Genomic DNA, 25173 nt, shown 5'->3' with positions numbered 1-25173 from the left:
CTTCCCGAGTGCCCCGCTCGCTGCGCTCGCAGGGACGGGCGCCCGGCAGGCCGGGCGCTGCGCGCGGGGTCGGGCCGCGGCGCGGCCCTCCGGTTGGGTGCGGTGTGCGTGCCTCTGGCTGGCGGTCTCGGGGTGGCTGGTGTCGGTACGTATGCCGGTCACGAGTCTCCCGCTCAGCGAGATCGTCGAGATCCATCGGATCCTCGACACGCACCACGCCGTCGGCAAGACCGTCGTGGACCTCTCCGACAACCCGCACCTGCCCCAGGAGGCGTGACCAGATGTCCACGACGCAGACGCCGACGCTGACGCTGATCGGCCCCGGTCGGCACGGCACAGCGATCGCAGGCCTGTTCGCCTCCCACGGCGTGAACATCAGCCTGTTCCACTACAAGCCGGCGAAGGCTGAGGCCGCCGCCCGGCGACTCCGACCGATCGCGCGGAATGCCCGCATCGACATAGCGACATCCCTGGAGGAAGCCGCCCAGGCATCCCCGTTCCTTGCCCTCACCACCCTCTGGGGCGCCCCGCAGCAGGCGGTGGTCTCTGCACTCGGGGACCTCCTGGACGGCAAGATCCTGATCGACGTCGCCAACCCGCTGGACGTCACGCCCACGGGCGTGCAGCTGCGGCGACCCGTGGAAGGGTCTGCGGGGCAGTACCTGGCGTCGCTCCTTCCGGCGAACGTGGGACACGTGAAGGCGTTCTCGAACCTCGCCACCGCCGCGGTCGCGAGCTCCGCGATCGCCGAGGCGAGCCCGAAGGCGGTCCTGCCGTACCTGGCCGACTCGGCGGAGACATCCGCGCAGGTCCGCCCGCTGCTGGCGCAGACCGGCTGGCAGCCCCGCTACGTCGGCACGCTCCGCAGCGCCCGCGACCTCGAGATCACCGGCACCTACAACCAGGTGTCCGGCCGGCTCGGACGCAACGTTCTCGACGTCGACGAGTTCACCGCCCGGTTCGGCCCCGAGCAGACGCCGGACGCCTGACGGCCGCGTGAGCCATCCGGCACACCGGGCGAAGCGGCGCCGAATCCCGGTCAGTCCCGTCGTGCAGGCGGGCTGAAGGCGTGCTCTGTCTTGATGGATGCCGTCGAATCGGACGCGAAGAACGCCAGGACGTCGCGGGCTCGTCGCGGGTCGGATGAGGTGGTCGCGACGGCGCCCGAGAACACGGTCTCGATGGCGCAGTCCGAAGGCAGGACACCGAGGATGCGCACCCCGGGTTGACCGACGAGCTCGCTGAGCTGCTGGAAGCCGAGGTCGACCTGGCCGTCGGCGAGCAGCCGGGCGACCGGGATGCCGGGTCGCGCCTGCACGAGACGATCGCCCACCTGGCCGGTGAGGCCCCAGTCGTCGATCGTGCGGACGAGCGCCGTGCCGCTCGGGCCGGTGGAGTAGCCGATGCGAGCGGCGGCGCGCAGGGCCTCGCGGACCCCGCGGGCGTCCGCGAACGCCGCCGTGTCGGGGCGGGCGGCGGGCGAGGGCGTGCCCGAGGGAACCGCGACCGCGACGCGCGAGAGCATGAGCGGTGTGACCGTCGCCGCGTCCACGTGGCCGTCTCCGGAGAGCCGGTCCAGAGCGTCGGCGGCGAGGAACACCAGATCGAGCTGCTCACCCCCGGCCACGCGCTGGGCGGCGTCCACTCCGCCGACGGACTCGATCTCGACGAGGGGCAACCCCCTGTCCGCTGCCGCCGTGGCCAGGTCGGCGAGGACCTGACGCGTCGCCATGGAGGAGATGGCTCTCACACGGCCGCCTCGAACGACTCGGCGTCGACCTCGCTCGTCCCGGTGGCGTTGTAGCGCGGCCCCGACACCGTGGCGGTGTCGATCAGCTCGCCCGCGCGCACGAGCACCGCGGGATCGACGACCGTGCCGAGAGAGCGCTGGTTCTCGCGCACGTGGTGCGCATCCGTGCTCCCGGGGATCGGCACGACGTGATCGCCGCGGGAGAGCAGCCACGCCAAGGCCAGCTGTGCCGGCGTGCGGCCGGCCTCGGCGGCGAGGGCTCGCCACGCGGGCAGCAACGCGGCGTTGGCGGCCCAGTGCTCCGGCTGGAAGCGCGGCATCGCGCGGCGGATGTCCTTCGGCGGCAACTGCTCCGGGTCGGTGATGGAGTCGGCGAGGTACCCGCGTCCGACCGGTGAGAACGCGACCAGCGCCACCCCGGCGTCACGGGTGGCGTCGAGGATGCCGAGCTCGGGATTGCGACTCCAGAGCGAGTACTCGTTCTGCACCGCGGCGATGGGCGCCGCCGCGAGCGCCTCCCGGAGACGGTCCACCGACACCTCCGACAGCCCGATGGCGCCGATCTTTCCCGCCGCCACCATCTCGGCCAGCGCCCCGACGCTCTCGGCGATCGGCACCTTCTTGTCCCACCGGTGCAGGTAGTAGAGATCGATGTGTTCGACGCCGAGCCGCCGCAGCGAGGCGTCGACCTGTGCGCGCAGCGTCTCGGGGCGCCCGTCGATGACCTTCACGCCGTCGACGAGCGCCATGCCGCCCTTGCTGGCCAGCACGACCTCGTCCCGACGCCCCGCGATCGCGCGCCCGACGAGCTCCTCGTTGCGGCCGCCGCCGTACAGCGTGGCGGTGTCGAGCAGCTGGACGCCGTCGTCGAGCGCGGAACGCACGAGCGCCACTCCGTCCTCGAGAGACGGAGGGGTGCCGTAGGCATGGCTGAGGGACATGCACCCGAGCCCCATGCGGGGAAGCCTCACGCGAGCTGCTCCTCGAGCGCGCCGAGCACGCGGTAGCAGTCGATGACCTGGCGGATCGACGAGTTCGGCTCGCGGCCCTCGCGGATCGCGCCGACGAACTCCCGGTCCTGCAGCTCGATGCCGTTGAGGCTGACGGCGACCTGCGAGACGTCGATCTGCTCGTCACGACCGTTGTAGAGGTCGTCGTAGCGCGCGATGTAGGTCTCGGTGTCGCCGATGTAGCGGAAGAACGTGCCGAACGGTCCGTTGTTGTTGAACGACAGCGACAGCGTGCAGATCGCGCCGGTCTCGCTCTTGAGCTGGATCGACATGTCCATCGCGATGCCGAGGTCGGGGTGGATCGGGCCCTGGATGGCGTTGGCCTGCACGATCCGACCCGCCTGGTAGGCGAACAGGTCGACCGTGTGTGCCGCATGGTGCCACAGCAGATGGTCGGTCCACGACCGCGCCTCGCCTTTCGCGTTCGTGTTCGTGCGGCGGAAGAAGTACGTCTGCACGTCCATCTGCTGCACCGCGAACTCGCCGGCCGCGATCCGGTTGTGCACCAGCTGATGCGACGGGTTGAACCGCCGCGTGTGCCCGACCATGGCGACCCGGTCGGAGGCGGATGCCGCGGCCAGGGTGGCCTCGGCATCCGCCAGCGAATCGGCGAGCGGGATCTCGACCTGCACGTGCTTGCCCGCGGCGAGCACCGCCTGCGTCTGATCCGCGTGCTGCTGCGTCGGCGTCGCGAGGATCACCGCGTCGACGTCGTCTCGCTCGAGCACGGCGTCGAGACCGAGCACGGCATTCGGCACGCCGTACTTCTCGGCCACCGACTCCGTGGGCTCGGGCCTGGTGCCGCTGACGACGGTCACCTCGGCGTCGGGGATGTTCGCGAGGCCGTCGAGGTGCTTCATGCCGAAGGCGCCGGCGGCGCCGACGACGGCGACGCGAACCTTGTCACTCATGCGTGGACTTCCTCCAGGGGGAGGCTCACACTCTCGGACTCGACGGGCCGCGGCGCGACGGGGTTGGTGACGACCAGGTGGCCGACGGCGGTGTTGGACGCCGGGACGTGGTAGAACCGGTGGTTCACCTCGGGCGCCCCGCCGCCGAACTGGTCGTCCATCGCCCCACGGGCGATGAGCCAGTCCACCAGCTCGATGCCCTCGGATCCGGCCTCGTCGACGTACTCCATGTGCGACCATTCGGTGAGGCCCAGCGGGTCGGCGATCAGGTGGTCGAGGAACGCGTTGTCCCACTCCTCGTTGATCAGTCCCGCGCGCGGGCCCTGCAGCTGGTGGCTCATCCCCCCGGTGCCCCAGATCTGCACGTTGAGCTCGGGACCGTCCCACTTGTCCAGCGCGCGACGGATCGCCTTGCCCAACTCGTAGCACCGACGCCCGGACGGAACCGGGTACTGCACGACGTTCACCGGAAGCGGGATGACCCGGCACGGCCACTCCTCGACGTCGCCGAACACCAGCGACAGCGGCACGGTCAGGCCGTGGTCGACGACCATCTCGTTGACGAGGGTGAGGTCGAAATCGTCCTGGATGACCGACTGGGCGATGTGCGCGGCGAGCTCGGGATACCCCTTCACGTCGGGCACCGGGCGCGGGCCGTAACCCTCGTCGGCGACGGGATAGTGCGCGCCCGTGCCCAGGACGAAGGTCGGGATGATGTTCGAGTCGAACGCCGTGGCGTGGTCGTTGTACACCAGGATGATGACGTCGGGCGTGTTCTCCTTGGCCCACTTCCGGGTCCACTGGTACCCGTCGAAGACCTTCTTCCAGTACGGCTCCTCGGTCTTGCCCAGGTCCATCGCGGCGCCGATCGCCGGCACGTGCGACGTGAACAGCGCCGACGTGAACTTCGCGGGGGCGTCCGGGCGCATCACCTCGGACTTCTCGTTCGAGGGCGGGGTCCACCCGTCGAGATCCTTCAGGCGCACGCCCTCGGGACGTCGGCCACCTCCGACCATCATGTCGCGGTACGCCGCCTCCGACATCCCGGTCATCGAGCCGGCCATCTGCTGGAAGCTCAGACCGTGCGTGGCGCCGATCTTGCTCAGGAAGTAGATGTTGCCGCCCTCGGCGATGCAGGTGTTCAGGTCGAGATCGAGCACCGCCTGACGCTGCACCGGGGTGAGGGGCCATTCGTCGAGGTACGCCTCGCGGTCGGCGAGGTAGCGCTCGCGGTTCTCGGGCTTCATGAGAGACATCGAGAACTGGTTGAGGTGGTAGCCCTTGCGGGCCTGCTCGGCATCGAAGATGGTCGTGCCGGGGATGTCCTTGTACGGCTTGTCGAGTGCCATGGTCATTCTCCTTCGGGCCAGTACAGCCGCGACGGGTTGTCGACGAGCAGCCTCTGCTGCAGTTCGGGGGTCGTCGCGATCTGTGGGATGTAGTCGACCAGCAGCCCGTCGTCAGGCATGTGGTCCTTGAGGTTGGGGTGGGGCCAGTCGGTGCCCCACAGCACGCGATCGGGGAACTCCTCGACCACGCGACGGGCGAACGGCACGACATCCGTATAGGCGTGCTGCTCGCCATTCAGCGCGCGCGGACCGGTGGCGCTGAGCCGCTCGGGGCACGACACCTTCGTCCACACGTTGGGGTTCTCGCGCATGAAGCGCAGGAACAGCTCGAACTCCGGACCCTCCGGGTCCTTCGTCACATCCGGACGCCCCATGTGGTCGACCACGACGTCCGTCGGGATCGCCGAGAAGAAGTCGTAGAGGTCGGGAAGGTCCTCGGCCTCGAAGTAGATGACGACATGCCACCCGAGGGGGGCGATCTTCTCCACGATCGCGTCGAGCGAGTCGGTCGGCACCCGGTCGACGAGGCGTTTGACGAAGTTGAACCGCACGCCGCGCACACCGGCCTCGTGCAGCTCGGCGAGCTCCTCGTCGGTCACGTCGCGACGAACCGTCGCGACCCCGCGGGCACGCCCCTTGCTGCGGCGCAGCGCGTCGACGAGCGCCCGGTTGTCGGCGCCGTGGCAGGTCGCCTGCACGATGACGTTCCGGTCGAAGCCGAGCTGGTCGCGCAGCGCGAACAGCTGCGCGGCCGACGCGTCGCACGGCGTGTACTTGCGCTCGGGGGCGTAGGGGAACTCCGCGCCGGGGCCGAACACGTGGCAGTGCGCGTCGACAGCGCCGGCGGGGAGCCGGAACGTCGGGGTCGTCGGGCCGTCGTACCAGTCCAGCCAACCGGGCGTCTTCTCGAAGCCGCCGCTGGTGTCGCCGTGCGCGATCGCCTGTGCGTGAGCCATCGTCAATCCTCCACGTACTCGAGGCCCGCGGCCGCCAGCGGCTCCCGCATGCCGTAGATGTCGAGACCGAGCACGCCCTCGCGGAACTTCTGGCGCTTGGCCTCCTCGTTGTCCTCGCGCTTCTGCGAGGCGTCGGCGACGGCGCCGACGAGCTCGCGGGGGACGACCACGACGCCGTCGACATCCGCGACCACCACGTCGCCGGGGTTCACCACGGCGTTCGCCACGACCACGGGGATGTTGACCGAGCCCAGCGTCGCCTTGACGGTGCCCTTCGCGCTGATGGCGCGGGAGAAGACCGGGAAGCCCATCTTCTCGAGGTCGGCGACGTCGCGGACGCCCCCGTCGATGACCAGGCCCTTGCAGCCCCGGGCGGTGAGGGAGGTGGCGAGCAGCTCGCCGAAGAAGCCGTCCTCGCTCTCCGTGGTGCAGCCGGCGACGATGACGTCGCCCTCCTGCACCTGCTCGGCGGCGACGTGGAACATCCAGTTGTCGCCGGGCTGCAGGAGCACCGTGACGGCCGGGCCGCACAGCGTCGCCCCGCTGTACGCCGGGCGGATGTACGGCCGCAGCAGGCCGACCCGGCCCATCGCCTCGTGGATCGTGGCGACCCCGAACCGCGAGAGCCGCGCGACGTCGGCGGAGTCGGGCCGCTCGATGCGCGTGCGGACGATGCCGAGGTCGTTCAGTCGCTGAGTCATCGGGTTCTCCAGGGTGAGGTCACAGGCCGCGGGCTCGCAGGGCGCGGTCCAGGCGCGGGTACACGCGGCGGGCGTTGCCTTCGAAGACCTGTCCGCGTCGTTCGTCGGTGAGGTTCCCGGTCGCATCCACGTATCGCTTCGTGTCGTCGAAGTAGTGGCCCGTGCGCGGGTCGACGTCGCGGACGGCGCCGATCATCTCGCTCGCGAAGAGGATGTTCTCGGTCGGGATGACCCCGGTGAGCAGGTCGATGCCCGGCTGGTGGTACACGCACGTGTCGAAGTACACGTTGCCCAGGAGGTGCTCCTCCAGCTCGGGCTTGCCGAGCGCCATCGCCAGGCCGCGGAAGCGTCCCCAGTGATAGGGCACCGCGCCGCCGCCGTGCGGGATGACGAGCTTCAGGTCGGGGAAGTCGCGGAACAGGTCGCCCTTGAGCAGCTGCATGAATGCCGTCGTGTCGGCACCCAGGTAGTGGTCGCCGGTGGTGTGGAACTGCGGCTTGCACGAGGTGCTCACGTGGATCATCGCGGGCAGCTCGTACTCGACGAGCTTCTCGTAGAGCGGATACCAGCTCTTGTCCGTCAGCAGCGGGGCGGTCCACAGTCCGCCGGACGGGTCGGGGTTGATGTTGACGGTCACGACGCCCAGATCGTTCACCGCCCGGTCGAGTTCGGCGAGGGTCGTCTTCGGGTCGACGCCCGGCGACTGCGGGAGCATCGCGCCCGGGAGGAAACGGTCGGGGAACAGCTGCGACACCCGCGCGACGAGGTCGTTGCAGATGCGCGCCCAGGTCTCGCTGACGGCGAGGTCGCCGAGGTGGTGGGCCATGAACGATGCACGGGGACTGAACACCGTGACATCGCTGCCGCGGTCGTCCATCAGCCGCAACTGGTTCGCCTCGATGGTCTCGCGGATGTCGTCATCGCTGATCCGCAGCGCGGCCGGGTCGGGCGCCTCGCCCGCGCCTTCCGCATACGCGATCTGCAGATCGCGCCACGCTCCCAGCTGCGCGGGGGCCGTGGTGTAGTGGCCATGGATGTCGATGATCAACGTGCGTCCTCGTCACTGTGATCGGGTCGGTGCCGGGTGGTGCGTGCCACGTCGGCAGCGGTGCCGGTGCTGTCACCCTGACTCTAGTTCGCTCTATGGGTATGGTCCAATAGATGTAGGAGCCGAACCGTATAGATGGGATCAATGCGATGTCGCTCACCGATCTCAACCAGTTGCGCACTTTCGTCGTGCTGTACGAGCTGCGCAGTCTGACCGCCGCCGCCGAGCGATTGCACGTCACGCAGCCGACGGTCAGCTACACGCTGAGGAGGTTGCGGCAGCGGTTCGGCGACGACCTGTTCCGCCGCCAGGGGAACGAGATGGTGCCGACCCCGCGTGCCCGGCAGCTGTTCGGACCGCTGCACGAGGCACTGTCGCGCATCGATGCCGTGGTGAGCGCGCCCGACGCCTTCGATCCCGCGAGCTTCGGCGGGGAGCTCTCGCTCGCGCTGACCTCGATCGGCGAGCAGACCTTCCTGCCGCCGATCATGCCGGTGCTCGCGAAGGAGGCGCCGGACCTTCACCTGCAGGTGCGGCGGCTGGACGCGGATCAGGTGGAAGACGGGCTCGTCCGGGGCACCATCGACCTGGCGATCACGGTGTCGTTGCTGGACTCGCCGCGGCTGTGGCGCACACCGGTGCGCGACGTGGAGTACGTGGCGCTGTCCTCGCGTGCCCATCCGCTGCCTCCGACCGCCGCGGACATGTTCGTCGGGCGCCGCTTCGTGCGGGTGTCCTCCCGCGGCGGCCACGTGTACCCGCTCCAGGCGATGATCGAACAGGGACTCATGCCGCAGGTGACGCTGACGGTCGAGGAGTACGCCACCGTGCCCGCGGTGCTCGAGGCGACCGATCTCGTCGTGCTGCTGCCGCGACACGTGGCCGAGGTGTTCTGCGGATGGTTCCCCGGTCTGCGCATCGCCGAGCTGCCGTGGCCGGGCCAGAGCACCCCGGTCGCGCTCTACACGCGACGCGAACTGAGCATGTCTCCCGCGCAGACGTGGTTCCGATCGGTGGTGCTGGATGCGGTGGCCGCCGACGACCACCGGCCGACCTAGCCGTTCTTGCGGTTCCAGCTTGCCTTCGCGGGCGCGAAAGGGCTGCGCACGTGGATCGACCAGTTCGAGTGCGGGTGGACGGAGAGGATCGCCCGTTCGAACCACGACCGGGCCTCGTCCGAGAGCTGCGGCAGCACCACGTCCTTGTCGAGGTCATCCTCCGGCCGCGGCCGCAACGCCTTCCAGACCAGCTGCACCTCGGGCGCACCGGTCGGAATGCCGTCGACCTCGAGCACGGCGCGATCCCACGGCAACTGCAGCCGCGGGTCTCGCCGGTACAGCCAGGCATGTTCCGTCCCATCCTCGACGTTCACCTGAAGCACCCAGGCGCCGGAGCGCTCGTCCTGAATCCGCACCGGCTGCACATCGGCATCGTCGGGCGCGTCGGCCCAGGGGATGACGGCGTCCTCCCCCGCAGGCGCCCAGGCGGTGAAACCGGCAGGCAACGCCCGGACCAGCTGCGGCAGCCCGCCTTGGGTGGTGCTCACGTCCGTGTTCGGCCGTTCGCGGATCGTCCGGCCCAGCCAGTGCTCCAGGGCCACCCCGCCCGACAGCCACCAGCGGGCGCTACCGACCCGAAGGAGCTCAGCGACAGCATGAGGCGTGAGGGGCTCCCAAGCCGTTGCAGCATCCGGAACAGAAACCATGAGCCGAGGCTACCGCCGTCGCGTCAGGCAGGGGACCAACCATCGCCGCAACACCGTCGACGCGAGCCGTGTCATCCTGAGCGCATGGCGAACTCGCCCTCCAGCGACTCGATGATCGACCGCATCGTGCGCGTCCTCGAGACGTTCACAGCTGATCGTTCGGTGCAGTCGGCCAGTCAGATCGGGCGCCGAGCGGCGCTGCCGTCGTCCACCGCGCACCGGATCGTGGACGAGCTGGTCGACGCCGGACTGCTCGGACGCGACGAGGACCGCCGCGTCCACCTGGGAATGCGCTTGTGGGAACTGGCCCTCCGCGGGTCGACCGCGCTACGTCTGCGCCAGGCGGCGCTCCCCTATATGGAGCGCGTGCAGACGCACATCCGCCAGCACACCCAACTCGCCGTTCTCGAACAGGACGAAGCACTGTTCCTCGAACGCCTTTCGCACCCCGACGCCGGTGCGAACATCACACGGATCGCTGGGCGGCTACCGCTGCACGCCTCCTCGTCGGGCCTCGTCCTGCTCGCGCACGCTCCCGCCGATCTCCGCGAACGCGTGCTCGCCCAGCCGTTGCGCGCTCTCGCACCCGAGACGGTGACCGATCCCGGACGTCTACGCCGTCTCCTCGCTGGCGTGCGTCGCGATGGCGTGGCGATCGCGCAAGGTTCGATCGAATCCGTCTCGACCGGCGTGGCCGTGCCGATCCGCGACGCAGGTGAAGTCGTCGCCGCGCTTTCCGTGGTGCTACCACGACAAGCGCCGCACACGGCGGCGATCATCGCTCTGCGAGAAGCCGTGACCGGCATCGAGGCCACGCTGCGGTCCCCCCGATAGTCGGCGTCTCCCGTTCAACGGGAATGCGGCGTTCGACCGTCTGAACCGGGTTCACACTGAGCGAGGCATCCGTTGTCACGTCGAAGGAGACGCCCCAATGTCCACCATCCGCACCCGCGTCGCCATCGTCGGCGCTGGACCCGCCGGACTGCTGCTGTCGCATCTGCTCGCGGCGTCCGGCCTCGAGTCAGTCGTCATCGATCAGCGTTCCCGTGAAGAGATCGAGACCACGATCCGGGCAGGCATCCTCGAACAGGGCACCGTCGAGGTGCTCGACACGCTCGGCGCGTTCAGCCGCGCCCGCACCCTGGGAGACCGCCACGACGGCATCGAGCTCCGCTTCGCCGGCAGCGGACACCGCATCGACTTCGCCGACCTCGTCGGCCGCGGTGTGTGGCTGTACCCGCAGCACGAAGTCCTGAAGGATCTCATCGCCGCGCGGCTCTCCAGTGGCCAAGACCTGCGCTTCGGCGTGACGGCGCATCGTATCGAGGACCCCGCGTCCGACCGCCCACGCGTCATCGCCACCGGCGCAGACGGATCGCCTCTCGAGATCGAGGCCGAGTTCGTCGTCGGCGCCGACGGGTCACGCAGTGTCGTGCGGGAGGCCGTAACCGGTTCCCACACAGGCGGGCACTTCCGCGAGTACCCGTTCGCCTGGTTCGGCATCCTCTGCGAGGCGCCGCCCAGCGCCGACGAGCTCATCTACAGCAACTCCCCCGATGGCTTCGCGCTCATCAGCCAGCGAAGCACCACCGTGCAGCGCATGTACTTCCAATGCGATCCCCGCACCGACCCCAGCACCCTCACCGAGGAGCAACTGTGGGAAGAACTGCAGAAGCGGGTGCCGGGGACGACGCTCAAGGAAGGCCCCGTCTTCCAACGCGACGTGCTGCGATTCCGGAGCTTCGTCGCCCTCGAACTGCTTCGCGGCCGCCTCGCACTCATCGGCGACGCCGCCCATACCGTGCCGCCCACCGGCGCGAAAGGCATGAACCTTGCCGTAGCCGACGTCCTCGTTCTCGAGCGCGCGCTGCGCGCGCTTCTGCTCGAGAGGGACAGCCGCCTCGTCGAGGCCTTCCCCGAGACGGCGCTGCACCGCATCTGGAAGGCCCAGCACTTCTCCTGGTGGATGACCAGCATGCTTCACGTCGCCCCCGATGCAAGGGACTTCGACCGCCTCCGCCAGCTCGGAGAGCTCCAATCCGTCGTCGAGTCCGAAGCCGGCCGCCGCTTCCTCGCCGAGGCATACACCGGCTGGCCCCTCCACACCCTCACCTGAGCCGGCGCTCACGGTTCGGACCAGAGGGTGCGGCACCCGCGGGTCGGCGTCAGTCCAGCCAGCCGGGGACCGCGGGAACCACCGGGTAGTCGATCGCAGGCGCGTCGCCAACGATGGGATCCATGCGGATCCGGCTCAGTCGCATGAAGGCGATGCGCCAGCCGGACTCGGTGAGTCGGTAGAGCTCCTCGTAGTAGCCATATCCCCGCATCCCCCTCTGTTCCGGCACGGTGATCCCCATATACCCTCGTGACCCGCGTGGCCACGTCAGATAGTCGGTCATGGCCCAGCGCCCGCGAGCCGAGAAGTCATCGATCCGCCGAAACTGCGGCATGAACCCGTGATGGACGCTGACGACCTCTTCGGTCATGTTGCGCATCAGGTTCTCCACGAACGTGTCGGGGTCGGGCGCGGCGGCCCACAGTCCTTCGAAGACGCAGTCGTCCACGAAGAGTCCGCGCAGTTCGTCCCACTGCTTCAGGTCGACGTAGTGAAAATAGCGTGCCTTCAGGTCGCGGAGCTCCTCTGCCACGGTGGGGGTGACCGCACGTACTCGGGGCATCGAGAAACCATCCTCGCTCTTCACGGCGCCTGGGTACTTCCTCTACTGCTCGTCGATCTCGAAGTCGACCGAGGCGATCTGCTCCGAGATCGCTCCGGAGAGAGGGAAGAGCGGCAGATGCGCGGGGTGCGTCGCGTAGGCACGGACATCGTCGAGGGTGCGGAAGTCGGCGACGAGTGCATAGTCCCATGCGCGTTCGCTGCGCATCACGTCGGGGCCGTGTGACAGTCGGACCAGGCCGGGAATCTTTCCGAGCAGACCATCGAGCAGGTCGCGCCACTCCTCGAGCACGGCAGGATCATGGTTCGCTGCGAACGAGAAGAACACGACGTGACGGATCATCGTGCCCCGGCTCCGTCGGCAAGGCTCAGGTCGCCGATCGACGCGCCGCTGGCGGTACGCCCGAGAAGGTAGGCCATGGTCATGATCGGACCGAGCGTGGCGCCGGCGCCGGGGTAGCCGGCGGCGAAGGCGTTCTCGGAGGCGTTGCCGACCGCAAACAGGCCGCGTATGGCATCGCCGTCTGCGTCGAGGACCCTTCCGAGGCCGTCGGTGGCGATCCCTCCGCTGGTGCCGAAGCAGCCGTTCACCACGGCGAGAGCGTAGTAGGGGCCTTGCTCGAGCGGTGCGAGGCTGGGATTGGGATACGGGTTCTGTTCGTCTCCCCAGTAGCGGTCGTACGCGCTCGCACCGCGGTGGAAGTCCGGATCCTCCCCACGGGCGGCGTGCTCGTTGAATCGCGCGACCGTCTCGGCCAGCGCCTGGGCGGGAACGTCGATCTTCCCGGCGAGCTCTCCGAGGGTTGCTCCTTCGACGAGCCAGTCGGGAGTCGGCTCCTGGCGTGCATCGACCAATGTCGGAGGCCTCCCGTAGCCTGTAAATGTCACATTCACTAGCCAACGTTCCGGGAGGACACCATGGCCACCACACCGACCACCATCAAGGCGGGCACCCCGCGCGACTTCCTCGGCCTCGTGCCCGCGCTGCTCGGCTTCACCCCGCAGGACTCGCTCGTGCTCGTGCCCTTCGAGGCGTCGCGCACGATCGGGGCGATGCGACTCGACCTCGACGCGGATGCCGCGACGCTCGCGCACACCAGCCTCGGGCTGGTCTGCCGAGTGCCGCGCGTGACCGGGGTAGCCGCCGTGATCTACGCCGCCGAGGACGCCGACAGCACCCGCGATCTCGGCCAGCAGATCGCCGATGTCGCCGACCGGCAGGGACTGCACCTGGTGGACGTGCTCTACGTCGCCAGCGACGGCTACGGCAGCCACCTGACCGGCGAGGCACCGCGCCCCGTCGCCGAGATCGCGACCCCGGACGCGCTGCGCGAGAAGGTCGCAGCATCCCAGACCGCCGGGGCGAGCATCCCCGACGCCGACCCGGCGCGTGCCGCCCGGATCGCGTTCGCGGCCGCGCGGATGGACGACGATGCCCTCGCGGACTTCGTCGCCGTCGCGGAGGACGCCCTGACCGGTGACCCCGCCGACCTCGACACCCGCCAGGCTGCGATCCTGCTCACCGGCATCGGCATCCCGCTGTGGCGTGACGTGGCCCTCATCCAGTGGGCCACCGACCGCGGCAACGGCACCCGTGCCCTGGCCGCGCAGATCGGCCACTCGATCATGGGCGCACCCGTCCCCGAGAGCATCGCCCGCACCCTCTACGGACAGGGCGACCGCCCCGACGCCGACCGGCTGACGGCGGGACTCGCGCTCGTGCGCCACCTTGCCGCCTACGCCGACGACCAGGAGCGCCCCAACCTGCTCGCCGCCGCCGCCTGGCTGTCCTGGGCGCTGGGCCGATCCACTCACGCCACCGTCTACACCGACCGCGCCCTCGCGATCGACCCCGACCACGGCATGAGCCAGATCGTCGCGACCCTCTGCTCGGCAGCCGTGCTCCCGGATTGGGCGTTCGCCCGCTGAGCGTCACCGAGTGCCCGCCGGTCACCCCGGCGGGCACTCGCCCGTGACGCACTCGCGATGTCCCCGCGCGATGTCGGAGGCCACCCGTAGCCTATGAATGTCACATTCACTAGCAATCGTTCCGGGAGGACTCCATGACCGAGACCATCAACAACGTCCACGACATCCGCGCAGCCGTCGAGCGCGCGATCCGCTTCCACGCTCCGCTGCGCGCCGAGTTCGACGAGGGATGGACGACCATCGAGCCGGACGAGCTGCGCCAGGCCTGGGACGACTACAGCCTCAGCGACCCGTTCACCCTCGACCCCGCAATGCCCGCCCTGCTCGCTCGCATCGACGCCGACCACCCGGACGACGACCCCCAGGTGTGGGTGCCCCTCGGCGGGCAGGGCGACCCCGACTATCTGGATGCCGTCGTGGTCACCGAGCGCACCGTCACCAAGTACACCGCGCGCGACGGCCAGATCGAGCAGCCCTACTCGCTCCCCGAGGGCGACCCCCACGGCCTCACGCAGAGCGGCTGGCGGGCCGCGGCGAGCGCAGCGCGCTACGCGATCATCGGCCTCAACGCCGACGCCAGCAACACCGAGTACCTGCGCGGGCAGATCGAGGCGTACCTGACCGCGTTCGGTCACTTCGAGCCGGGGCGCGATGCCGACGCCAAGCGCGAGCGGGTCACCGCCGAGATCACCGCGGCGATCGCCGCCCAGTGACCCACGCCGGGGCGGGCGCGCAGACCGCGCCGCCCGCCCCGCCCAATGTCGGAGGCCACCCGTAGCCTGTGAATGTCACATTCACCGTCGAGAGTCCAAGGAGGACGCCATGACCGACACCACCACCCTCATCACCCGCACCCCCGGCGACACGTTCCGCTTCCGCGGCACCGAGTACGTGCTGATCGACTTCGCCCGCACCAAGGCGAAGATCGCAGCCCTCACCGAACCCGGCAAGGTGTACACCCTCGCCCGCACCGCCACCGTCGAGCCGACCGGGCACAGCGACGACGCGCTCGCCGCTGCCCTGCAAGCCACCGCGGCCGCGCTGCCGAGCCTGATCCCCGGAACCCGCGTGCGCATCGTCGCCAACCCGCGCACCACCCGTGACGGGCTGGCCGGAGTCGAGACGCTCATCGTCCGCACCAACCCCAAGTCGTACACGCTCGCCAACGGCTGGCGCGTCAGCCCTGGGCTGGTCGAAGCCGTCTGACCCCCTCGCCGCCGCCGGGTGCACACCTACCCCGGCGGCGGCGAGCACCACCCACCCGAGGGGAGCCGGCTACACGCCCCTCCCCTCGGCGGGAGCACCTCGAGTTCTAATCCCCGCCCGCGCTCGCCGCAGGCCTTCACCGTTCCCAGGAGGACACAATGACCACCACCGAACCCGCGGCCGCGGCCGCTCCCCGCATCCCTGCCGACGACCTGATCGACCGGCTGTGGAGCGTCATGCACGAGATCGAGGCAGCCGATTTCCCCGCGCTGCGCATCGTCGAGCTCGACGAGCCGACCGACTACGGCGAGCGCGTCGTGCTGTGGTGCCCGCGCTGCGATCAGCACGTCAACGTCGAGGACGGCTACCTGCGCGCGATCGACGTGGACGTGCGCTACAACAGCGTCGGCCAGATCAACACCATCGAGCGCACCGTGCCGCAGTACGAGGCCGACCCCGACCCCGGCGACGTGCTCGTGTACCTGCACCAGACCGACGAGCACGGCGAGCACGGCGTGCGTCTCCCCGAGGGCTGGGAAGGCACCTGGAAGGCGTAGCCACACCCCACGACGTGAGCGCCCTACGCCTCGGCTGGGGCGCTCACGCACCACGCACCCCACGACCGACACCCCGCGGCGATGTCCGACCCCCGCCCTAGACTGTGAACGTCACATTCACTACCAACCGATCCGGGAGGACACCATGACCACCTACATCACCTTCGGCCCCGACCACGCCGACCTGCACCCGCACGTCGGCACCGGCCTGAACCGCGGCTACGTCGCGATCAGCACCGGCGACCGCGGCCGCGACATCGCCGCGGCGTTCGCGATCCTCGGCGAGCAGTGGGCCTTCGACTACCAGGACGCCGCGGCGCTGGATGCCCGCTACCCGGACGGCGAGATCGCCCGCCTCACCCTCATCGACGAGGCGGCACAGAAGGAGATCGCCGGTCTGATCGAGGACACTTTCGCCGCCGCCGAGGGCGACAGCAACGACACCGAGATCGAGGCGCTACAGGCCGCACGCGACCGCCTCGCGGCGCTGATCGACTACACCCCCGCCCACGAACGGGACTGGACGCCGCTCGACGCGGCCTGACCCCACGCGGTGCCCCGCCGGACGACCGGCAGGGCACCGTCGCGTGCGCTCGCCGCCGATGTCCGATCCCCTCTCTAGACTGTGAATGTCACATTCACTAGCCAGCGTTCCGGGAGGACATCATGGCCACCACCACTACCGACTGCGACCACGCCAACATCGAATGGCTCTCCGGCGTCCCCGGCGTCGTCGTCACCCTCAACGGCGACGTCGCCGCCCGGTGCCTGGACTGCGGCGCGACCGCGACCATGGACACCGACGACGAGGACGCACCCGCCGAGCCGCTCGCCCACCAGTGGCAGAGCGGCCGCTTCACCGGGACGACGACCTGCCAGGCGTGCGGACTGTTGCCGCTCGACCAGGACGACATCGACACCGAGTGCCCCGGCGCATAGCCAGCCCCTCGTGTGGTGCCTCGCGGCGACGGTCGCGGGGCACCGCCCTGCGATGTCTGCGAACCCCCGAAACCGAGGCCTATACCCGTGGGCAGCTCCAATGTCGGAGGCCACCCGTAGGCTGTGAATGTCACATTCACTAGCCAACGATCCGGGAGGACACCATGGCAAACCGCACTCGATTCATCACCATCGACACCCGCCAGTACACCGAGGCGGAGGGCGAGATCGCCAGCAACCGCGCTCGCCAGCAGCGCGACGACGACCTGAACGCCTACGGCGCACAGGGCTACACGCTCCTGTCCACCGTCACCATCCCCCTCCACAACGGACTGCGGATCATCGACACCCTCGCCCGCACCGACGAGGACTACTGACCCACCGACAGCGCCCCGCCGGGATCTACCGGCGGGGCGCTGTCGCGCTCGCCGCAATGTCCGACCCCCGCCCTAGACTGTGAACATCACATTCACTACCTGACACCCAGGAGGACACCATGACCAGCGAGAGCGGATCGCCCGCAGGATCACAGCCGAAGCCCATCCCCGTGAGCCTGGCCGCAGCCGAATGGGGCGCGATCGCGGGCGTGATCGCGGCCTACGGCGAGTCACACAAGGACGGCGCGATGATCCTCGCCGCCGAAGAGATCAAGACTCAGGTCACCAACGCCCTCTCCCCCCAGTAGGCGACGAGCACGACCCCTCCCGCAGCGCCCCGCCGGAACTGACCGGCGGGGCGCTGCCGCGCTCGCCGCAGTGTCCGACCCCACCCGTAAGCTGTGAACGTCACATTCACTAGCCAACGATCCGGGAGGACACCATGGCAACCGCACCCCTCACCTTCGGCGACCGACTCACCGCGGCCGGACTGACCTGGGAGGTCTCCGACGCCCGCAGTCACGAGCCCGGCCCCACACTCGGCGAGCCGCGCGCCGACCTCTGCCCGATCGACCCCGACAGCGGCGAGCGCATCAGCAACGTGCGCATCGGCCGCGCCGAGCGTCCCTACGTCCGCGTGAACATCCGGGCTGGCCGCAGCGGAGACCTCGAGCTGTACCCCAGCAGCGGGTACGGCACCCCGCTCACCGATCGGCAGCGCGCGATCATCCTGGCCGACCTCGCCGGCTACCGCTTCGAGCTGCCCCCACTCACCGTCCCGGAGATCATCGAGCGGATCACCCACGACATCAGCACCCGCTCGGCGCACAAGGCATCCGAGGCTCTGCACTACAGCACCCGCACCGCCCTCCGAGACGCGCTCGCGACCCTCCCCGCGGGCGAGAGCAGCACCTATCGTGCCGCCGTCATCGACGCGGCGTGCGCGGCGTTCCGCGAGCGCATGGCGCGGGATGTCGGGCAGATGTAGCCCGCCCGGACATCGGCGAGCGCCCCACGTTCGCGGCGAGCGCGCGCCGATGTCCGACCCCCTCCCTAGGCTGTGAACGTCACATTCACTAGCCAACGATCCGGGAGGACACCATGGCAACCAAACCGATCAGCGAGATCGTCGCCGAGACGATCGCGCTCAACTACGAGGACATCGACGGGCTCACCCAAGCGCTCGGCCAGGGCGACGTGGACGCCGACGCGATCCGCGCGCTCGCGACCGGCGCCGCCGAGCGGGCCGTCGCCGACCACGCAGGCGAGGCCGCAGGCATCGACGTGCACGGGTACGTGTCCCTCATCGACGGCGCGGCCGTCGCGCAGATCGACACCACCGAGAGCACCGGCCGCATCCGGGTGTTCCTCAACGACGGCACGATCTACGACGGCAACCCCGAACACGACGACGCCCCCCGCCAGGTGTACACGCTCCGCGATCTCGACGGCACCGACGATGCCGCCGACTGGATCACGACCGGGCATGTTCTCGACGCCCAAGAGGTCGACTGGCTGCGCTCCCTGCGGGTGGTGGCACCGTGACCGCGGCGAGCGCGACCCGGCGCAACCCGATCGTCGAGGCGTTCCGCGACTGGGCATGCCTTGAGACGTTCCCGCTCACCGCGTGGGCCTGCGATGAGTGGGTGCACTCGATCGACCGCGGCGACCACGACGCGCTCAGCAGCCGCGATGAGATCGCCCGCGCTCGCCGCGTGCTCGACCGGCTGGGCACGGCGCTGGACGCGATCGAGGCCGAGCGGCCGGACGACCCGGAGGCGGTCATCCACACTCGCAGCTTCGATCCGGCCGCGCGGACGATCACCGAGACGTGGAGGCTGTTCGACACGGAGTACGCCGCCCCGTGGGGCGGGCCCGGCTTCGTGGCCTTCCAGGTCATCACCGGCTACGCCGACCGCGCCTACCAGGGCACGGCCCGCCGCATCCTCACCGGCAGCACCCCGCACCAGGCTCCCGAGCGAGACGTGCACCCGCAGCGCATCCAGCCGCTCCCCACGCGCCGGTACGCGGCGAGCGCGCTGCACATCGCCCACGACGGCATCGCGGCACGGTTCGACCTGCCGTGGGCGCTCTACTGGGCGCGCGGCATCCGCCGCTGACGCTCTAATCGGTGCCCCGCCGGGATCATCCGGCGGGGCACCGTCGCGCTCGCCGCGGCCAATGTCTGACCCCCTCCCTAGGCTGTAAATGTCACATTCACTAGCCAACGATCCTGGAGGACACCATGGCAAACCCCACCACGCAGCTCGAGCTCACGATGAGCCGCGAGCTGCACGCGAACACCGAGACCGACACCATGCAGCGCTCGCGGTTCCGCACGGACACGCTCATCGCGGCCTGGTACGACGACGAGCCGAGCGAGCCGGACCAGGCGATCCGGGACGTGCTCACGGATCTCGTGCACTTGGCCGACGCGCGCGGCGTCGACCTTCACCACGCGCTCGACCGGGCCGTGTGGATGGCCGACGAGGAACGAGCCGACTGGGGACTGGGGAAGGTGCAGCGATGAGCAGCGGAACGATCCCCGACCTCGCCGTCGTCGCGGCCGCGGCCGACATGATCGGCAGGTGGCATGACGACGTGTTCAGCTCGATCAACATGACCGAGGGCCGCATCCTCGCCGACCTGTTCGACGAGCTGGGGCACACCGGCACCGCTGACCACATCATCCGCGAGACCTGGCTGGCCGAGAGCGACGGTGACCGCGACCCGCTCCCCTGGGCGAACGGCCACGGCTCCCGGCTCAGCGAGGACGAGTACGTGGCCCGCAGCGACGACCTCGCCCACAACGAGGCCCGCGAGCGGTTCCACTTCGACCCCCGCCTGGAATGGTCGGAGGACGAGGAATAGCCGCACGGTGCCCCGCCGGGATCAATCGGCGGGGCACCGTCACGTCTAGGCCAGATAGCTCGCCACGTCGAAGCTCTGCAACGGCCAGGCGTAGCGGGCGCGTGACGGATGCCGGGGGTGCCCGCTCTTGAGCAGATCGCCGATCGACACCCAGTCACAGCCGGAGGCATCCGTCACCGAGGCGATGCCCTCAAGCATCTGCGGGAGGTAAGGGCGGGATCGGATCAGCTCGCCCCACGCGGCGACGATCGTGAGCTGGCGTCCGCCGATGAGATCGGCGATGTGTCGCTCGTTATCGGCTTGCAGCTGGGGGTCGTGCACCAGGTGCATGCCCTTGGGGTCGATGGATCTCTGCGGGTAGAGGTTCAGCATCACCCAGCTGTCGAACCCGTTTCGGGCCGCGAACCCCATGACCTTGCTGACGGTGCGATCCGGGTCTCCCGGCGCCGCGGTGCTGGGGTTCACACCGACGCACACGAGAGGGTTTACGCCCACCGTCCCCAGCACGAAGCGCGCAGAGTTGTCCGCCGTGCGCTCGTAGATCCACGTCTCAGTCATGCACGCCGCCGTCTCCCCATCGTCCTGCGCTCACCCGCCGGGCCCAATGTCTGACCCCTCACTTAGAGTGTAAGCGTCACATTCACTAGCAAGCGATCCGGGAGGACACCATGACCGAGCAGAGCGAAAACCCGTTCAAGGGCGCAGAAATCATCGCCGTCTACACCGCAGAGGAGGCCGTCGCAGACGGGCTGCTGCTGCACTTCAACCCCGCCACCGCCCTCGAGGCCGGATACCGGCTCACGGTACTGCTCACCCGCGCCGCCTACGAGGCCGCGGTGCAGTGGACCCGCGAGGGCGACTGGCAGAGCGAGGACGCCCGATTCTGGGACGTGCTCAACGTCATCCGCCCCACCGCCCGCCAGGTCGCCGGCGATCTCGTCCCGCGCGAGACCTACGTGCTGCGCGTGCCGAACGCCACCCGCTCCGGCAACCCGAGCACCGCCACCACCGCCAGCCGCCAGCGACTCCGCGTGAGCATCGAGGGGTACAACCTCACCGGCCAGGCGTGCATCATCATCGCCCTCCCCGGCGAAGACTGACCCCCACCAGCGCCCCGCCGGGATCTACCGGCGGGGCGCTGCCGCGCTCGCCGCAGCAATGTCGGAGGCCTCCCGTAGCCTGTGAATGTCACATTCACCGCCTACGTTCCAAGGAGGACACCATGGCACCCACACCACTCACCGTCGACGAGATCTCGCGGACGATCCTCGAGCGGATGACCAGCAACCACGGCGGCTCGCTCATCGAGGCAATCGACGACGGCGCGTTCGTCGTCGACGACCAGGCCGTCGCCTACTGGGTCGGCCAGGCCGTCGAACTGGCCCGCCAGGGCATCGACGACGACACCGAGACCGACGCCCCGCCGGTCGGATACTCCTGCGCCGAGTGCGGCGTCCAGGACGCCCGCAACTACGTCGTCACGATCTTGGACCACGAGGACATCCGCCACACCCGCACAGAGGTCTGCATCCCCTGCGCCGTGACGGTCTCGGCCGAGTCCGTCGACAGGATCATCGCCGGGCTGCTCACCCGCTGACACCACCGGGGGCGGGCACCGCGCCCGCCCCCGACCCTCTGACGAAAGGACCAGCCATGACCACCGCACTCACTCCCTACGACACCGGCCAGCGCGCCGAACCGGCGACCTGGACGCCGAGCAACTCCCACCTGTACTCGATGCCCGTCGACGACCGAGCACGCATCCTCGCCCACCACGGCGACGACTTCGGCAAGGTCGACTTCGACAACGCCGAAGGACAGGCGATCGCCACCGTGTGGGCGACCCCGACCGGCGACGGATGGACGCTGCACATCACCGAGCACGGAGCACCCCTCGCGCTCGCCGCAGACACCGCCCGCCTGCGCGAGCTGACCGGCGCCGCACAGGCGGCGATCGAGGAGGCCGAGCGCTCCACAGAGGCCGATACCATGGATGCCGTCTTCGAGGCCCGTGACGGGGCTGTGGACGCCCTCAGAGCACTCCTCGCGGCACTCACACCACCCGCCAGCTGAACCTCCCCCAGTGCCCCGCCGGGATCTACCGGCGGGGCACTGCCGCGCTCGCCGCAGCAATGTCGGAGGCCCCCCGTAGCCTGTGAATGTCACATTCACCGCCTACGTTCCAAGGAGGACACCATGGCAACCACCACCAACATCGAGTTCGCTCAGGGCCAGCTCGACATGCCCGCCCCGGTCACCGAGCGGCGCGGCGCCTACGTCGGGGAGATGGCCCGCACGCAGGCCGATCTCGTCGCCGCCCAGGCGCAGGCCGCGGATCTCGCGCTGACCGTCGAACGGCAGCAGCGCGAGATCGACAGGCTGCGACTGCCGATCACCGACGCCGCCGACGACCGGCTCGCGGCGATCTGGGAGAAGGGTGAGCAGATCGCCAACGATGAGGGCTTCTGCTCCGAGTACGACCGGCTCGTGGAAGCGATCGGCGGCACCCCGCGCGAGCGCGACTTCCGGGTGACCCTCTCCGTCACACTGACCCAGCGCGTTACCGTCTCGGTCACCGCCCGCACGTCGGACGAAGCGGAAGACCTCGCGATCGAGGCGTACACCGTCGAAGACGTGATCGAGTCGCTCCGATCCGACAACTACGTCGCCGACTCGATCGACGCGGAAGTCACCGACTGGGAGCGCGAGTAACCCAACCCGGCGGGGCGGGCACACCGCCCGCCCCGCCCCTCGCGGCGCTCGCCGCTGCCAATGTCGGAGGCCCCCCGTAGCCTATGAATGTCACATTCACTAGCAATCCGGGAGGATGCCATGACCACCAACCGCACCGTACACGCCGTCTGGTTTCAGTCCGTCGACCCCGAGGAGGCCTGCATCGGCGGATGCCAGTGGCACCCCGACAACGCGCAGATCGACCGGTTCATCGAGTCGGAGCGCGCCTGGCGCAACGAGGTTGACTTCGAGTACCTGCGCAAGACCCTCACCCTGCCCGATACGATCCTGCCCGGCCTGGCCGTCGACCAGCTGACCGAGGCGCAGCGCGCCGACGTCACCGACTGGGTCGACTCGCTCACGGGTGAGGTCGCATGGGATCGCCGCGTCGTGCTGCTGGGCAGCACTCACCCCGGCGGCGAGCGGCGCCGGATCGACGCTGAGCTGGCAGCCGCACGAGGCTGACACCGCCGCGCTGGGCCCCGTCGACGAACGCGGGGCTCAGCCCAGCCCGTCCAGTTTGTCCAGACGGGTCGCGATGTCCTCTGCCCAAATGTTCTTCGACGGCCAGGATCGCACCAACGCCTCGGTCGCCTCCGGGAGGGTGTAGTCCCGACCTCCGGGATATTCGCCACGTCCGCCATCGGCGTGAGCGCTCAGAATGTTGCCGTCACGGTCAAGCCACACGACAGGCCAATAGTCGACTTGAGTGTCGTCTTCCGAGTCGACGTCGAAGTGGACTGAGTAGTCTCCCTCCCTTCCGACGCAAATGGCACTCGGCGTGACGGCATAGCTCATCTGTCTTGGGGTATTCCAGGGGAACGCCTTGGGGAATGTCTCGAGCAGCGCAGAGTACATCTCGTGGGTGGGCAGCGGGCGGGCGATAATGGCCCTCACCTGATCCATGAGCGCCCGCGCGTCATCGACCGTAGGCCCCTCCACGGACACCGCTAACCCGCGCTTCATGCCCGACGCGATCTCGGTCTCGAAGTATGGGCCGGGATAGCTGCGCCCCTCGAAGGGTCGCTCGTCATAGAAGCGCTCAAACGCGCCAAGTTCCACGTCCTCAAACCTGTCTGCCCTCATGGCCGAGAGCGTACACAGGCCCGCGGTAGCAACCTAGATCCCCGGCGAAACCCCTCTCATCAACCGCCTGCCCTCATCGCTTCCGGTTCGCGAACGGCCAGCGACCGAACACGTCAGCGAACGCGGCGCGGTAGCGAACCTCCACGTCCTCCGCGGACTCCTCCGGCGTCGTCACCCACGCAACGAGCAGCTCGTCTTGATCGGCCAGCTGCCAGATCGAACGCCCGCCCTGGTGGCTGGCACCCTTCCGCGCGAACTGCCCCAGCCGCTTGCGCAGCCCGCCCACTTTCGCCTCTGCCTTGCCGATGTACAGCACCGGCGTCCCCGACACCCACCGAGCCGCGAGGTCATCCAAAGGGTAGGCGGATCCCGCCCGCGCTCGCGTCAGCTCGAGCAGCTCCGGCGACGTCGCCGCCGGACGCAGCACCACGTAGATCCCCGCCTCAGTCGGCACCCTCGCGGCCGCAAGATCCGCGAATCGAACGAACCCCACGAACCCGACCGCCTCGAGCGAGGCCCGATCCCACACGGCCGGCATCCGCAGCCCACCCGCCTCGCCGTCGCGATGGGTCGTCTTCATCGACGCATCGTCTCACGGCACCACAGGCGATGTCCCGGCTCCGGGCAACAGACCCCTCGGCTATGGTCTGAGCTACAGACGCCTGATGAGGAGACTCGTTCATGCCCAACGTAGACAGCAGCGGCCGCGACAGTTTCGGGCGGCGTGTAGAGACAGGGCTGGCAGCTGAACTCTTCAAGCAGCTCAAGCCGCTGCTTCTCGAAAGTGACATCGACCTCGACAGCGGCAAGGCCTACACAATCGACGAGATCAACGATGGCCTACAGGTGGCGATCCAACGTCACAACTTCATCATGGCGGTGCCTACAGGTGAGGCTCGAAAAGAGGCGTTCCGCGCGATACGGCTCGCTGCAGAGTACTTGTGGGAGGCCGACTACGAAGACTTCTCCGACTTCCTCACCGGGATGACCCCCGACGAAGAACCAACCCCCGCGCAGATCATCGGGACGACGCTCAGCCTCCTGGATCCCTGGTTCGAGGACGAGGTTCTCACCGGGGCAATCGCGCGCCCATCCTTCACCGAACGCTGGGACGAGGAGTCAAGCAAGATCATGTACGAGATCTTCGAGCGAGCCAGAGAGCACAGAGCTTTCGACTCCTACTCGGAGTTCATCGGCCGTTGGGGCGGACTCGTCGTGATGACGTTTGCAATCGGCGTGGTCTTCGAGGGCCTCTACGCATGGAGTGAAGACGACGACTACTTCGTCGATGTCGCTGACGAACTTCTTGACCCCGAGGCCTGGTAGCCCCTTCGCTCTCCCCCGAGCTCGGCCCCGCGCTCGCGCTCG

38 protein-coding genes are annotated in these 25173 nt (G+C 69.2%); 24 read left to right on the top strand and 14 right to left on the bottom strand.

The features are described from left to right. Both J8G10_RS18865 and J8G10_RS18860 read left to right on the top strand, forming a co-directional pair. Window positions 1-277 (top strand): hypothetical protein (locus J8G10_RS18865; protein WP_251448512.1); only part of this gene is annotated, 277 nt, incomplete at its 5' end. A 4-nt stretch (window positions 278-281) separates the two neighbouring features. Further along, on the top strand, window positions 282-989 hold the full coding sequence (locus J8G10_RS18860; RefSeq protein WP_005052154.1) for an NADPH-dependent F420 reductase: 708 nt from the start codon (window positions 282-284) through the stop codon (window positions 987-989). Between the two features lie 50 nt (window positions 990-1039). Here J8G10_RS18860 and J8G10_RS18855 read toward each other — a convergent pair whose 3' ends face one another. From J8G10_RS18855 to J8G10_RS18825, 7 genes are read right to left on the bottom strand one after another with little or no spacing between them, the layout of a single operon-like run. Continuing rightward, the gene (locus J8G10_RS18855) at window positions 1040-1750 is read right to left on the bottom strand and encodes a substrate-binding domain-containing protein (protein ID WP_005052156.1); all 711 of its coding nucleotides are present in this window, start codon (window positions 1748-1750) and stop codon (window positions 1040-1042) included. Beyond that, window positions 1747-2721 carry an aldo/keto reductase gene (locus J8G10_RS18850; protein WP_005052159.1) on the bottom strand — a complete coding sequence of 325 codons (975 nt, stop codon included), beginning with the start codon at window positions 2719-2721 and terminating at the stop codon, window positions 1747-1749. Before J8G10_RS18850 ends, J8G10_RS18855 begins: the two co-directional genes overlap by 4 nt. Then, window positions 2718-3671 carry a Gfo/Idh/MocA family oxidoreductase gene (locus J8G10_RS18845; protein WP_005052163.1) on the bottom strand — a complete coding sequence of 318 codons (954 nt, stop codon included), beginning with the start codon at window positions 3669-3671 and terminating at the stop codon, window positions 2718-2720. The genes J8G10_RS18850 and J8G10_RS18845 overlap by 4 nt, the downstream gene beginning before the upstream one ends. After that, window positions 3668-5020 carry a protocatechuate 4,5-dioxygenase subunit alpha/beta gene (locus tag J8G10_RS18840; RefSeq protein WP_005052165.1) on the bottom strand — a complete coding sequence of 451 codons (1353 nt, stop codon included), beginning with the start codon at window positions 5018-5020 and terminating at the stop codon, window positions 3668-3670. The genes J8G10_RS18845 and J8G10_RS18840 overlap by 4 nt, the downstream gene beginning before the upstream one ends. Before the next feature lie 2 nt (window positions 5021-5022). Further along, a complete protein-coding gene (locus J8G10_RS18835) occupies window positions 5023-5976 on the bottom strand; it encodes an amidohydrolase family protein (protein WP_005052167.1) in 954 nt (317 codons plus the stop codon). Between the two features lie 2 nt (window positions 5977-5978). Then, window positions 5979-6677 (bottom strand): 4-carboxy-4-hydroxy-2-oxoadipate aldolase/oxaloacetate decarboxylase, encoded by a 699-nt coding sequence (ligK, locus tag J8G10_RS18830; protein ID WP_005052171.1) that lies wholly within the window; start codon window positions 6675-6677, stop codon window positions 5979-5981. A 19-nt stretch (window positions 6678-6696) separates the two neighbouring features. Further along, complete coding sequence (locus tag J8G10_RS18825; RefSeq protein ID WP_005052173.1) at window positions 6697-7725, bottom strand: amidohydrolase family protein; 1029 nt, start codon at window positions 7723-7725, stop codon at window positions 6697-6699. A gap of 149 nt (window positions 7726-7874) precedes the next feature. Here J8G10_RS18825 and J8G10_RS18820 point away from each other — a divergent pair, with 149 nt between their 5' ends. Beyond that, the gene (locus J8G10_RS18820) at window positions 7875-8783 is read left to right on the top strand and encodes a LysR family transcriptional regulator (RefSeq protein WP_005052175.1); all 909 of its coding nucleotides are present in this window, start codon (window positions 7875-7877) and stop codon (window positions 8781-8783) included. Here J8G10_RS18820 and J8G10_RS18815 read toward each other — a convergent pair. Then, window positions 8780-9430, bottom strand: coding sequence for a hypothetical protein (locus J8G10_RS18815; protein WP_005052177.1), 651 nt, complete (start codon window positions 9428-9430; stop codon window positions 8780-8782). The two genes, J8G10_RS18820 and J8G10_RS18815, sit on opposite strands and share 4 nt — an antisense overlap. A gap of 111 nt (window positions 9431-9541) precedes the next feature. On the opposite strand from J8G10_RS18815, the gene J8G10_RS18810 reads away from it, so the two are divergent. Beyond that, window positions 9542-10264, top strand: coding sequence for an IclR family transcriptional regulator (locus J8G10_RS18810; RefSeq protein WP_251448508.1), 723 nt, complete (start codon window positions 9542-9544; stop codon window positions 10262-10264). A 97-nt stretch (window positions 10265-10361) separates the two neighbouring features. Further along, window positions 10362-11546, top strand: a complete 1185-nt coding sequence (locus J8G10_RS18805; RefSeq protein ID WP_005052183.1) for a 4-hydroxybenzoate 3-monooxygenase — start codon at window positions 10362-10364, stop codon at window positions 11544-11546. Window positions 11547-11595: 49 nt separating this feature from the next. On the opposite strand, the gene J8G10_RS18800 is transcribed toward J8G10_RS18805, so the two are convergent. Genes J8G10_RS18800 through J8G10_RS18790 form a run of 3 tightly spaced genes read right to left on the bottom strand, consistent with a single transcriptional unit; the run spans window position 11596 to window position 12962 of the window. Then, a complete protein-coding gene (locus tag J8G10_RS18800; RefSeq protein WP_052323124.1) occupies window positions 11596-12132 on the bottom strand; it encodes a nuclear transport factor 2 family protein in 537 nt (178 codons plus the stop codon). Window positions 12133-12150: 18 nt separating this feature from the next. Next, window positions 12151-12450: a Dabb family protein gene (locus J8G10_RS18795; protein ID WP_005052188.1), complete on the bottom strand. Its 300-nt coding sequence runs from the start codon at window positions 12448-12450 to the stop codon at window positions 12151-12153. Continuing rightward, window positions 12447-12962 carry an FAD-binding protein gene (locus J8G10_RS18790; protein ID WP_005052190.1) on the bottom strand — a complete coding sequence of 172 codons (516 nt, stop codon included), beginning with the start codon at window positions 12960-12962 and terminating at the stop codon, window positions 12447-12449. The genes J8G10_RS18795 and J8G10_RS18790 overlap by 4 nt, the downstream gene beginning before the upstream one ends. Window positions 12963-13025: 63 nt before the next feature. Between J8G10_RS18790 and J8G10_RS18785 the strand changes: the two genes are divergently transcribed. The 13 genes from J8G10_RS18785 (at window position 13026) to J8G10_RS18725 (ending at window position 19986) form a co-directional block, all read left to right on the top strand. After that, entirely contained in the window at window positions 13026-14036 is a 1011-nt protein-coding gene (locus tag J8G10_RS18785; protein ID WP_005052192.1) for a DUF4192 family protein, read from the top strand. Between the two features lie 134 nt (window positions 14037-14170). Next, window positions 14171-14749, top strand: a complete 579-nt coding sequence (locus J8G10_RS18780; protein ID WP_005052196.1) for a hypothetical protein — start codon at window positions 14171-14173, stop codon at window positions 14747-14749. Between the two features lie 109 nt (window positions 14750-14858). Continuing rightward, window positions 14859-15242, top strand: a complete 384-nt coding sequence (locus J8G10_RS18775; RefSeq protein ID WP_005052841.1) for a hypothetical protein — start codon at window positions 14859-14861, stop codon at window positions 15240-15242. Window positions 15243-15400: 158 nt separating this feature from the next. After that, window positions 15401-15799 carry a hypothetical protein gene (locus J8G10_RS18770; protein ID WP_005052842.1) on the top strand — a complete coding sequence of 133 codons (399 nt, stop codon included), beginning with the start codon at window positions 15401-15403 and terminating at the stop codon, window positions 15797-15799. A gap of 145 nt (window positions 15800-15944) precedes the next feature. Continuing rightward, window positions 15945-16343 (top strand): hypothetical protein, encoded by a 399-nt coding sequence (locus J8G10_RS18765; protein ID WP_005052843.1) that lies wholly within the window; start codon window positions 15945-15947, stop codon window positions 16341-16343. Window positions 16344-16465: 122 nt separating this feature from the next. Beyond that, a complete protein-coding gene (locus tag J8G10_RS18760; protein WP_005052845.1) occupies window positions 16466-16738 on the top strand; it encodes a hypothetical protein in 273 nt (90 codons plus the stop codon). Between the two features lie 164 nt (window positions 16739-16902). Then, window positions 16903-17115 (top strand): hypothetical protein, encoded by a 213-nt coding sequence (locus J8G10_RS18755; protein ID WP_005052853.1) that lies wholly within the window; start codon window positions 16903-16905, stop codon window positions 17113-17115. 119 nt (window positions 17116-17234) lie between these two features. After that, a complete protein-coding gene (locus J8G10_RS18750; RefSeq protein ID WP_005052851.1) occupies window positions 17235-17423 on the top strand; it encodes a hypothetical protein in 189 nt (62 codons plus the stop codon). Window positions 17424-17557: 134 nt separating this feature from the next. Continuing rightward, window positions 17558-18103, top strand: coding sequence for a hypothetical protein (locus tag J8G10_RS18745; protein WP_005050853.1), 546 nt, complete (start codon window positions 17558-17560; stop codon window positions 18101-18103). A gap of 113 nt (window positions 18104-18216) precedes the next feature. Continuing rightward, window positions 18217-18660, top strand: coding sequence for a hypothetical protein (locus tag J8G10_RS18740; RefSeq protein WP_005050851.1), 444 nt, complete (start codon window positions 18217-18219; stop codon window positions 18658-18660). After that, the gene (locus tag J8G10_RS18735) at window positions 18657-19235 is read left to right on the top strand and encodes a hypothetical protein (RefSeq protein WP_005050849.1); all 579 of its coding nucleotides are present in this window, start codon (window positions 18657-18659) and stop codon (window positions 19233-19235) included. The genes J8G10_RS18740 and J8G10_RS18735 overlap by 4 nt, the downstream gene beginning before the upstream one ends. 125 nt (window positions 19236-19360) lie before the next feature. Further along, entirely contained in the window at window positions 19361-19645 is a 285-nt protein-coding gene (locus J8G10_RS18730; protein ID WP_005050846.1) for a hypothetical protein, read from the top strand. Further along, the gene (locus J8G10_RS18725; protein WP_005050845.1) at window positions 19642-19986 is read left to right on the top strand and encodes a hypothetical protein; all 345 of its coding nucleotides are present in this window, start codon (window positions 19642-19644) and stop codon (window positions 19984-19986) included. Before J8G10_RS18730 ends, J8G10_RS18725 begins: the two co-directional genes overlap by 4 nt. A gap of 45 nt (window positions 19987-20031) precedes the next feature. On the opposite strand, the gene J8G10_RS18720 is transcribed toward J8G10_RS18725, so the two are convergent. Beyond that, a complete protein-coding gene (locus J8G10_RS18720) occupies window positions 20032-20544 on the bottom strand; it encodes a DUF1643 domain-containing protein (RefSeq protein ID WP_005050843.1) in 513 nt (170 codons plus the stop codon). A 110-nt stretch (window positions 20545-20654) separates the two neighbouring features. On the opposite strand from J8G10_RS18720, the gene J8G10_RS18715 reads away from it, so the two are divergent. From J8G10_RS18715 to J8G10_RS18695, 5 genes are all read left to right on the top strand, one after another. Further along, window positions 20655-21086 carry a DUF6573 family protein gene (locus tag J8G10_RS18715; RefSeq protein WP_005050841.1) on the top strand — a complete coding sequence of 144 codons (432 nt, stop codon included), beginning with the start codon at window positions 20655-20657 and terminating at the stop codon, window positions 21084-21086. A 122-nt stretch (window positions 21087-21208) separates the two neighbouring features. Beyond that, window positions 21209-21583: a hypothetical protein gene (locus J8G10_RS18710; RefSeq protein WP_005050838.1), complete on the top strand. Its 375-nt coding sequence runs from the start codon at window positions 21209-21211 to the stop codon at window positions 21581-21583. Between the two features lie 56 nt (window positions 21584-21639). Next, on the top strand, window positions 21640-22059 hold the full coding sequence (locus tag J8G10_RS18705; protein ID WP_005050836.1) for a hypothetical protein: 420 nt from the start codon (window positions 21640-21642) through the stop codon (window positions 22057-22059). A 123-nt stretch (window positions 22060-22182) separates the two neighbouring features. Next, a complete protein-coding gene (locus J8G10_RS18700; protein WP_005050834.1) occupies window positions 22183-22698 on the top strand; it encodes a hypothetical protein in 516 nt (171 codons plus the stop codon). A gap of 120 nt (window positions 22699-22818) precedes the next feature. Then, the gene (locus J8G10_RS18695; RefSeq protein ID WP_005050832.1) at window positions 22819-23184 is read left to right on the top strand and encodes a hypothetical protein; all 366 of its coding nucleotides are present in this window, start codon (window positions 22819-22821) and stop codon (window positions 23182-23184) included. A 36-nt stretch (window positions 23185-23220) separates the two neighbouring features. Here the strand turns inward: J8G10_RS18695 and J8G10_RS18690 are convergent, their stop codons facing one another. Together J8G10_RS18690 and J8G10_RS18685 are read right to left on the bottom strand one after the other, a co-directional pair. Beyond that, entirely contained in the window at window positions 23221-23805 is a 585-nt protein-coding gene (locus J8G10_RS18690; protein ID WP_005050830.1) for a hypothetical protein, read from the bottom strand. A 73-nt stretch (window positions 23806-23878) separates the two neighbouring features. After that, window positions 23879-24385, bottom strand: coding sequence for a hypothetical protein (locus tag J8G10_RS18685; RefSeq protein WP_005050828.1), 507 nt, complete (start codon window positions 24383-24385; stop codon window positions 23879-23881). 101 nt (window positions 24386-24486) lie between these two features. On the opposite strand from J8G10_RS18685, the gene J8G10_RS18680 reads away from it, so the two are divergent. Beyond that, a complete protein-coding gene (locus tag J8G10_RS18680; protein ID WP_251448505.1) occupies window positions 24487-25131 on the top strand; it encodes a hypothetical protein in 645 nt (214 codons plus the stop codon). Window positions 25132-25173: the final 42 nt, after the last annotated feature.

It is taken from the genome of Microbacterium sp. USTB-Y (assembly GCF_023703415.1).
Taxonomy (GTDB): domain Bacteria; phylum Actinomycetota; class Actinomycetes; order Actinomycetales; family Microbacteriaceae; genus Microbacterium.
The sequence above is the reverse complement of the archived record's forward strand: the minus strand, read 5'-3'. Positions and strand labels throughout refer to the sequence as shown.

Coding starts and splice junctions, on each gene's coding strand:
- J8G10_RS18755 (WP_005052853.1), top strand. CDS start 16,903: ATGGCAAACCGCACTCGATTCATCACCATCGACACCCGCCAGTACACC.
- ligK (WP_005052171.1), bottom strand. CDS start 6,677: ATGACTCAGCGACTGAACGACCTCGGCATCGTCCGCACGCGCATCGAG.
- J8G10_RS18750 (WP_005052851.1), top strand. CDS start 17,235: ATGACCAGCGAGAGCGGATCGCCCGCAGGATCACAGCCGAAGCCCATC.
- J8G10_RS18680 (WP_251448505.1), top strand. CDS start 24,487: ATGCCCAACGTAGACAGCAGCGGCCGCGACAGTTTCGGGCGGCGTGTA.
- J8G10_RS18695 (WP_005050832.1), top strand. CDS start 22,819: ATGACCACCAACCGCACCGTACACGCCGTCTGGTTTCAGTCCGTCGAC.
- J8G10_RS18780 (WP_005052196.1), top strand. CDS start 14,171: ATGACCGAGACCATCAACAACGTCCACGACATCCGCGCAGCCGTCGAG.
- J8G10_RS18730 (WP_005050846.1), top strand. CDS start 19,361: ATGGCAAACCCCACCACGCAGCTCGAGCTCACGATGAGCCGCGAGCTG.
- J8G10_RS18710 (WP_005050838.1), top strand. CDS start 21,209: ATGGCACCCACACCACTCACCGTCGACGAGATCTCGCGGACGATCCTC.
- J8G10_RS18820 (WP_005052175.1), top strand. CDS start 7,875: ATGTCGCTCACCGATCTCAACCAGTTGCGCACTTTCGTCGTGCTGTAC.
- J8G10_RS18860 (WP_005052154.1), top strand. CDS start 282: ATGTCCACGACGCAGACGCCGACGCTGACGCTGATCGGCCCCGGTCGG.
- J8G10_RS18725 (WP_005050845.1), top strand. CDS start 19,642: ATGAGCAGCGGAACGATCCCCGACCTCGCCGTCGTCGCGGCCGCGGCC.
- J8G10_RS18815 (WP_005052177.1), bottom strand. CDS start 9,430: ATGGTTTCTGTTCCGGATGCTGCAACGGCTTGGGAGCCCCTCACGCCT.
- J8G10_RS18765 (WP_005052843.1), top strand. CDS start 15,945: ATGACCACCTACATCACCTTCGGCCCCGACCACGCCGACCTGCACCCG.
- J8G10_RS18785 (WP_005052192.1), top strand. CDS start 13,026: ATGGCCACCACACCGACCACCATCAAGGCGGGCACCCCGCGCGACTTC.
- J8G10_RS18720 (WP_005050843.1), bottom strand. CDS start 20,544: ATGACTGAGACGTGGATCTACGAGCGCACGGCGGACAACTCTGCGCGC.
- J8G10_RS18715 (WP_005050841.1), top strand. CDS start 20,655: ATGACCGAGCAGAGCGAAAACCCGTTCAAGGGCGCAGAAATCATCGCC.
- J8G10_RS18700 (WP_005050834.1), top strand. CDS start 22,183: ATGGCAACCACCACCAACATCGAGTTCGCTCAGGGCCAGCTCGACATG.
- J8G10_RS18775 (WP_005052841.1), top strand. CDS start 14,859: ATGACCGACACCACCACCCTCATCACCCGCACCCCCGGCGACACGTTC.
- J8G10_RS18705 (WP_005050836.1), top strand. CDS start 21,640: ATGACCACCGCACTCACTCCCTACGACACCGGCCAGCGCGCCGAACCG.
- J8G10_RS18845 (WP_005052163.1), bottom strand. CDS start 3,671: ATGAGTGACAAGGTTCGCGTCGCCGTCGTCGGCGCCGCCGGCGCCTTC.
- J8G10_RS18745 (WP_005050853.1), top strand. CDS start 17,558: ATGGCAACCGCACCCCTCACCTTCGGCGACCGACTCACCGCGGCCGGA.
- J8G10_RS18795 (WP_005052188.1), bottom strand. CDS start 12,450: ATGATCCGTCACGTCGTGTTCTTCTCGTTCGCAGCGAACCATGATCCT.
- J8G10_RS18805 (WP_005052183.1), top strand. CDS start 10,362: ATGTCCACCATCCGCACCCGCGTCGCCATCGTCGGCGCTGGACCCGCC.
- J8G10_RS18690 (WP_005050830.1), bottom strand. CDS start 23,805: ATGAGGGCAGACAGGTTTGAGGACGTGGAACTTGGCGCGTTTGAGCGC.
- J8G10_RS18760 (WP_005052845.1), top strand. CDS start 16,466: ATGGCCACCACCACTACCGACTGCGACCACGCCAACATCGAATGGCTC.
- J8G10_RS18770 (WP_005052842.1), top strand. CDS start 15,401: ATGACCACCACCGAACCCGCGGCCGCGGCCGCTCCCCGCATCCCTGCC.
- J8G10_RS18740 (WP_005050851.1), top strand. CDS start 18,217: ATGGCAACCAAACCGATCAGCGAGATCGTCGCCGAGACGATCGCGCTC.
- J8G10_RS18685 (WP_005050828.1), bottom strand. CDS start 24,385: ATGAAGACGACCCATCGCGACGGCGAGGCGGGTGGGCTGCGGATGCCG.
- J8G10_RS18835 (WP_005052167.1), bottom strand. CDS start 5,976: ATGGCTCACGCACAGGCGATCGCGCACGGCGACACCAGCGGCGGCTTC.
- J8G10_RS18840 (WP_005052165.1), bottom strand. CDS start 5,020: ATGGCACTCGACAAGCCGTACAAGGACATCCCCGGCACGACCATCTTC.
- J8G10_RS18810 (WP_251448508.1), top strand. CDS start 9,542: ATGATCGACCGCATCGTGCGCGTCCTCGAGACGTTCACAGCTGATCGT.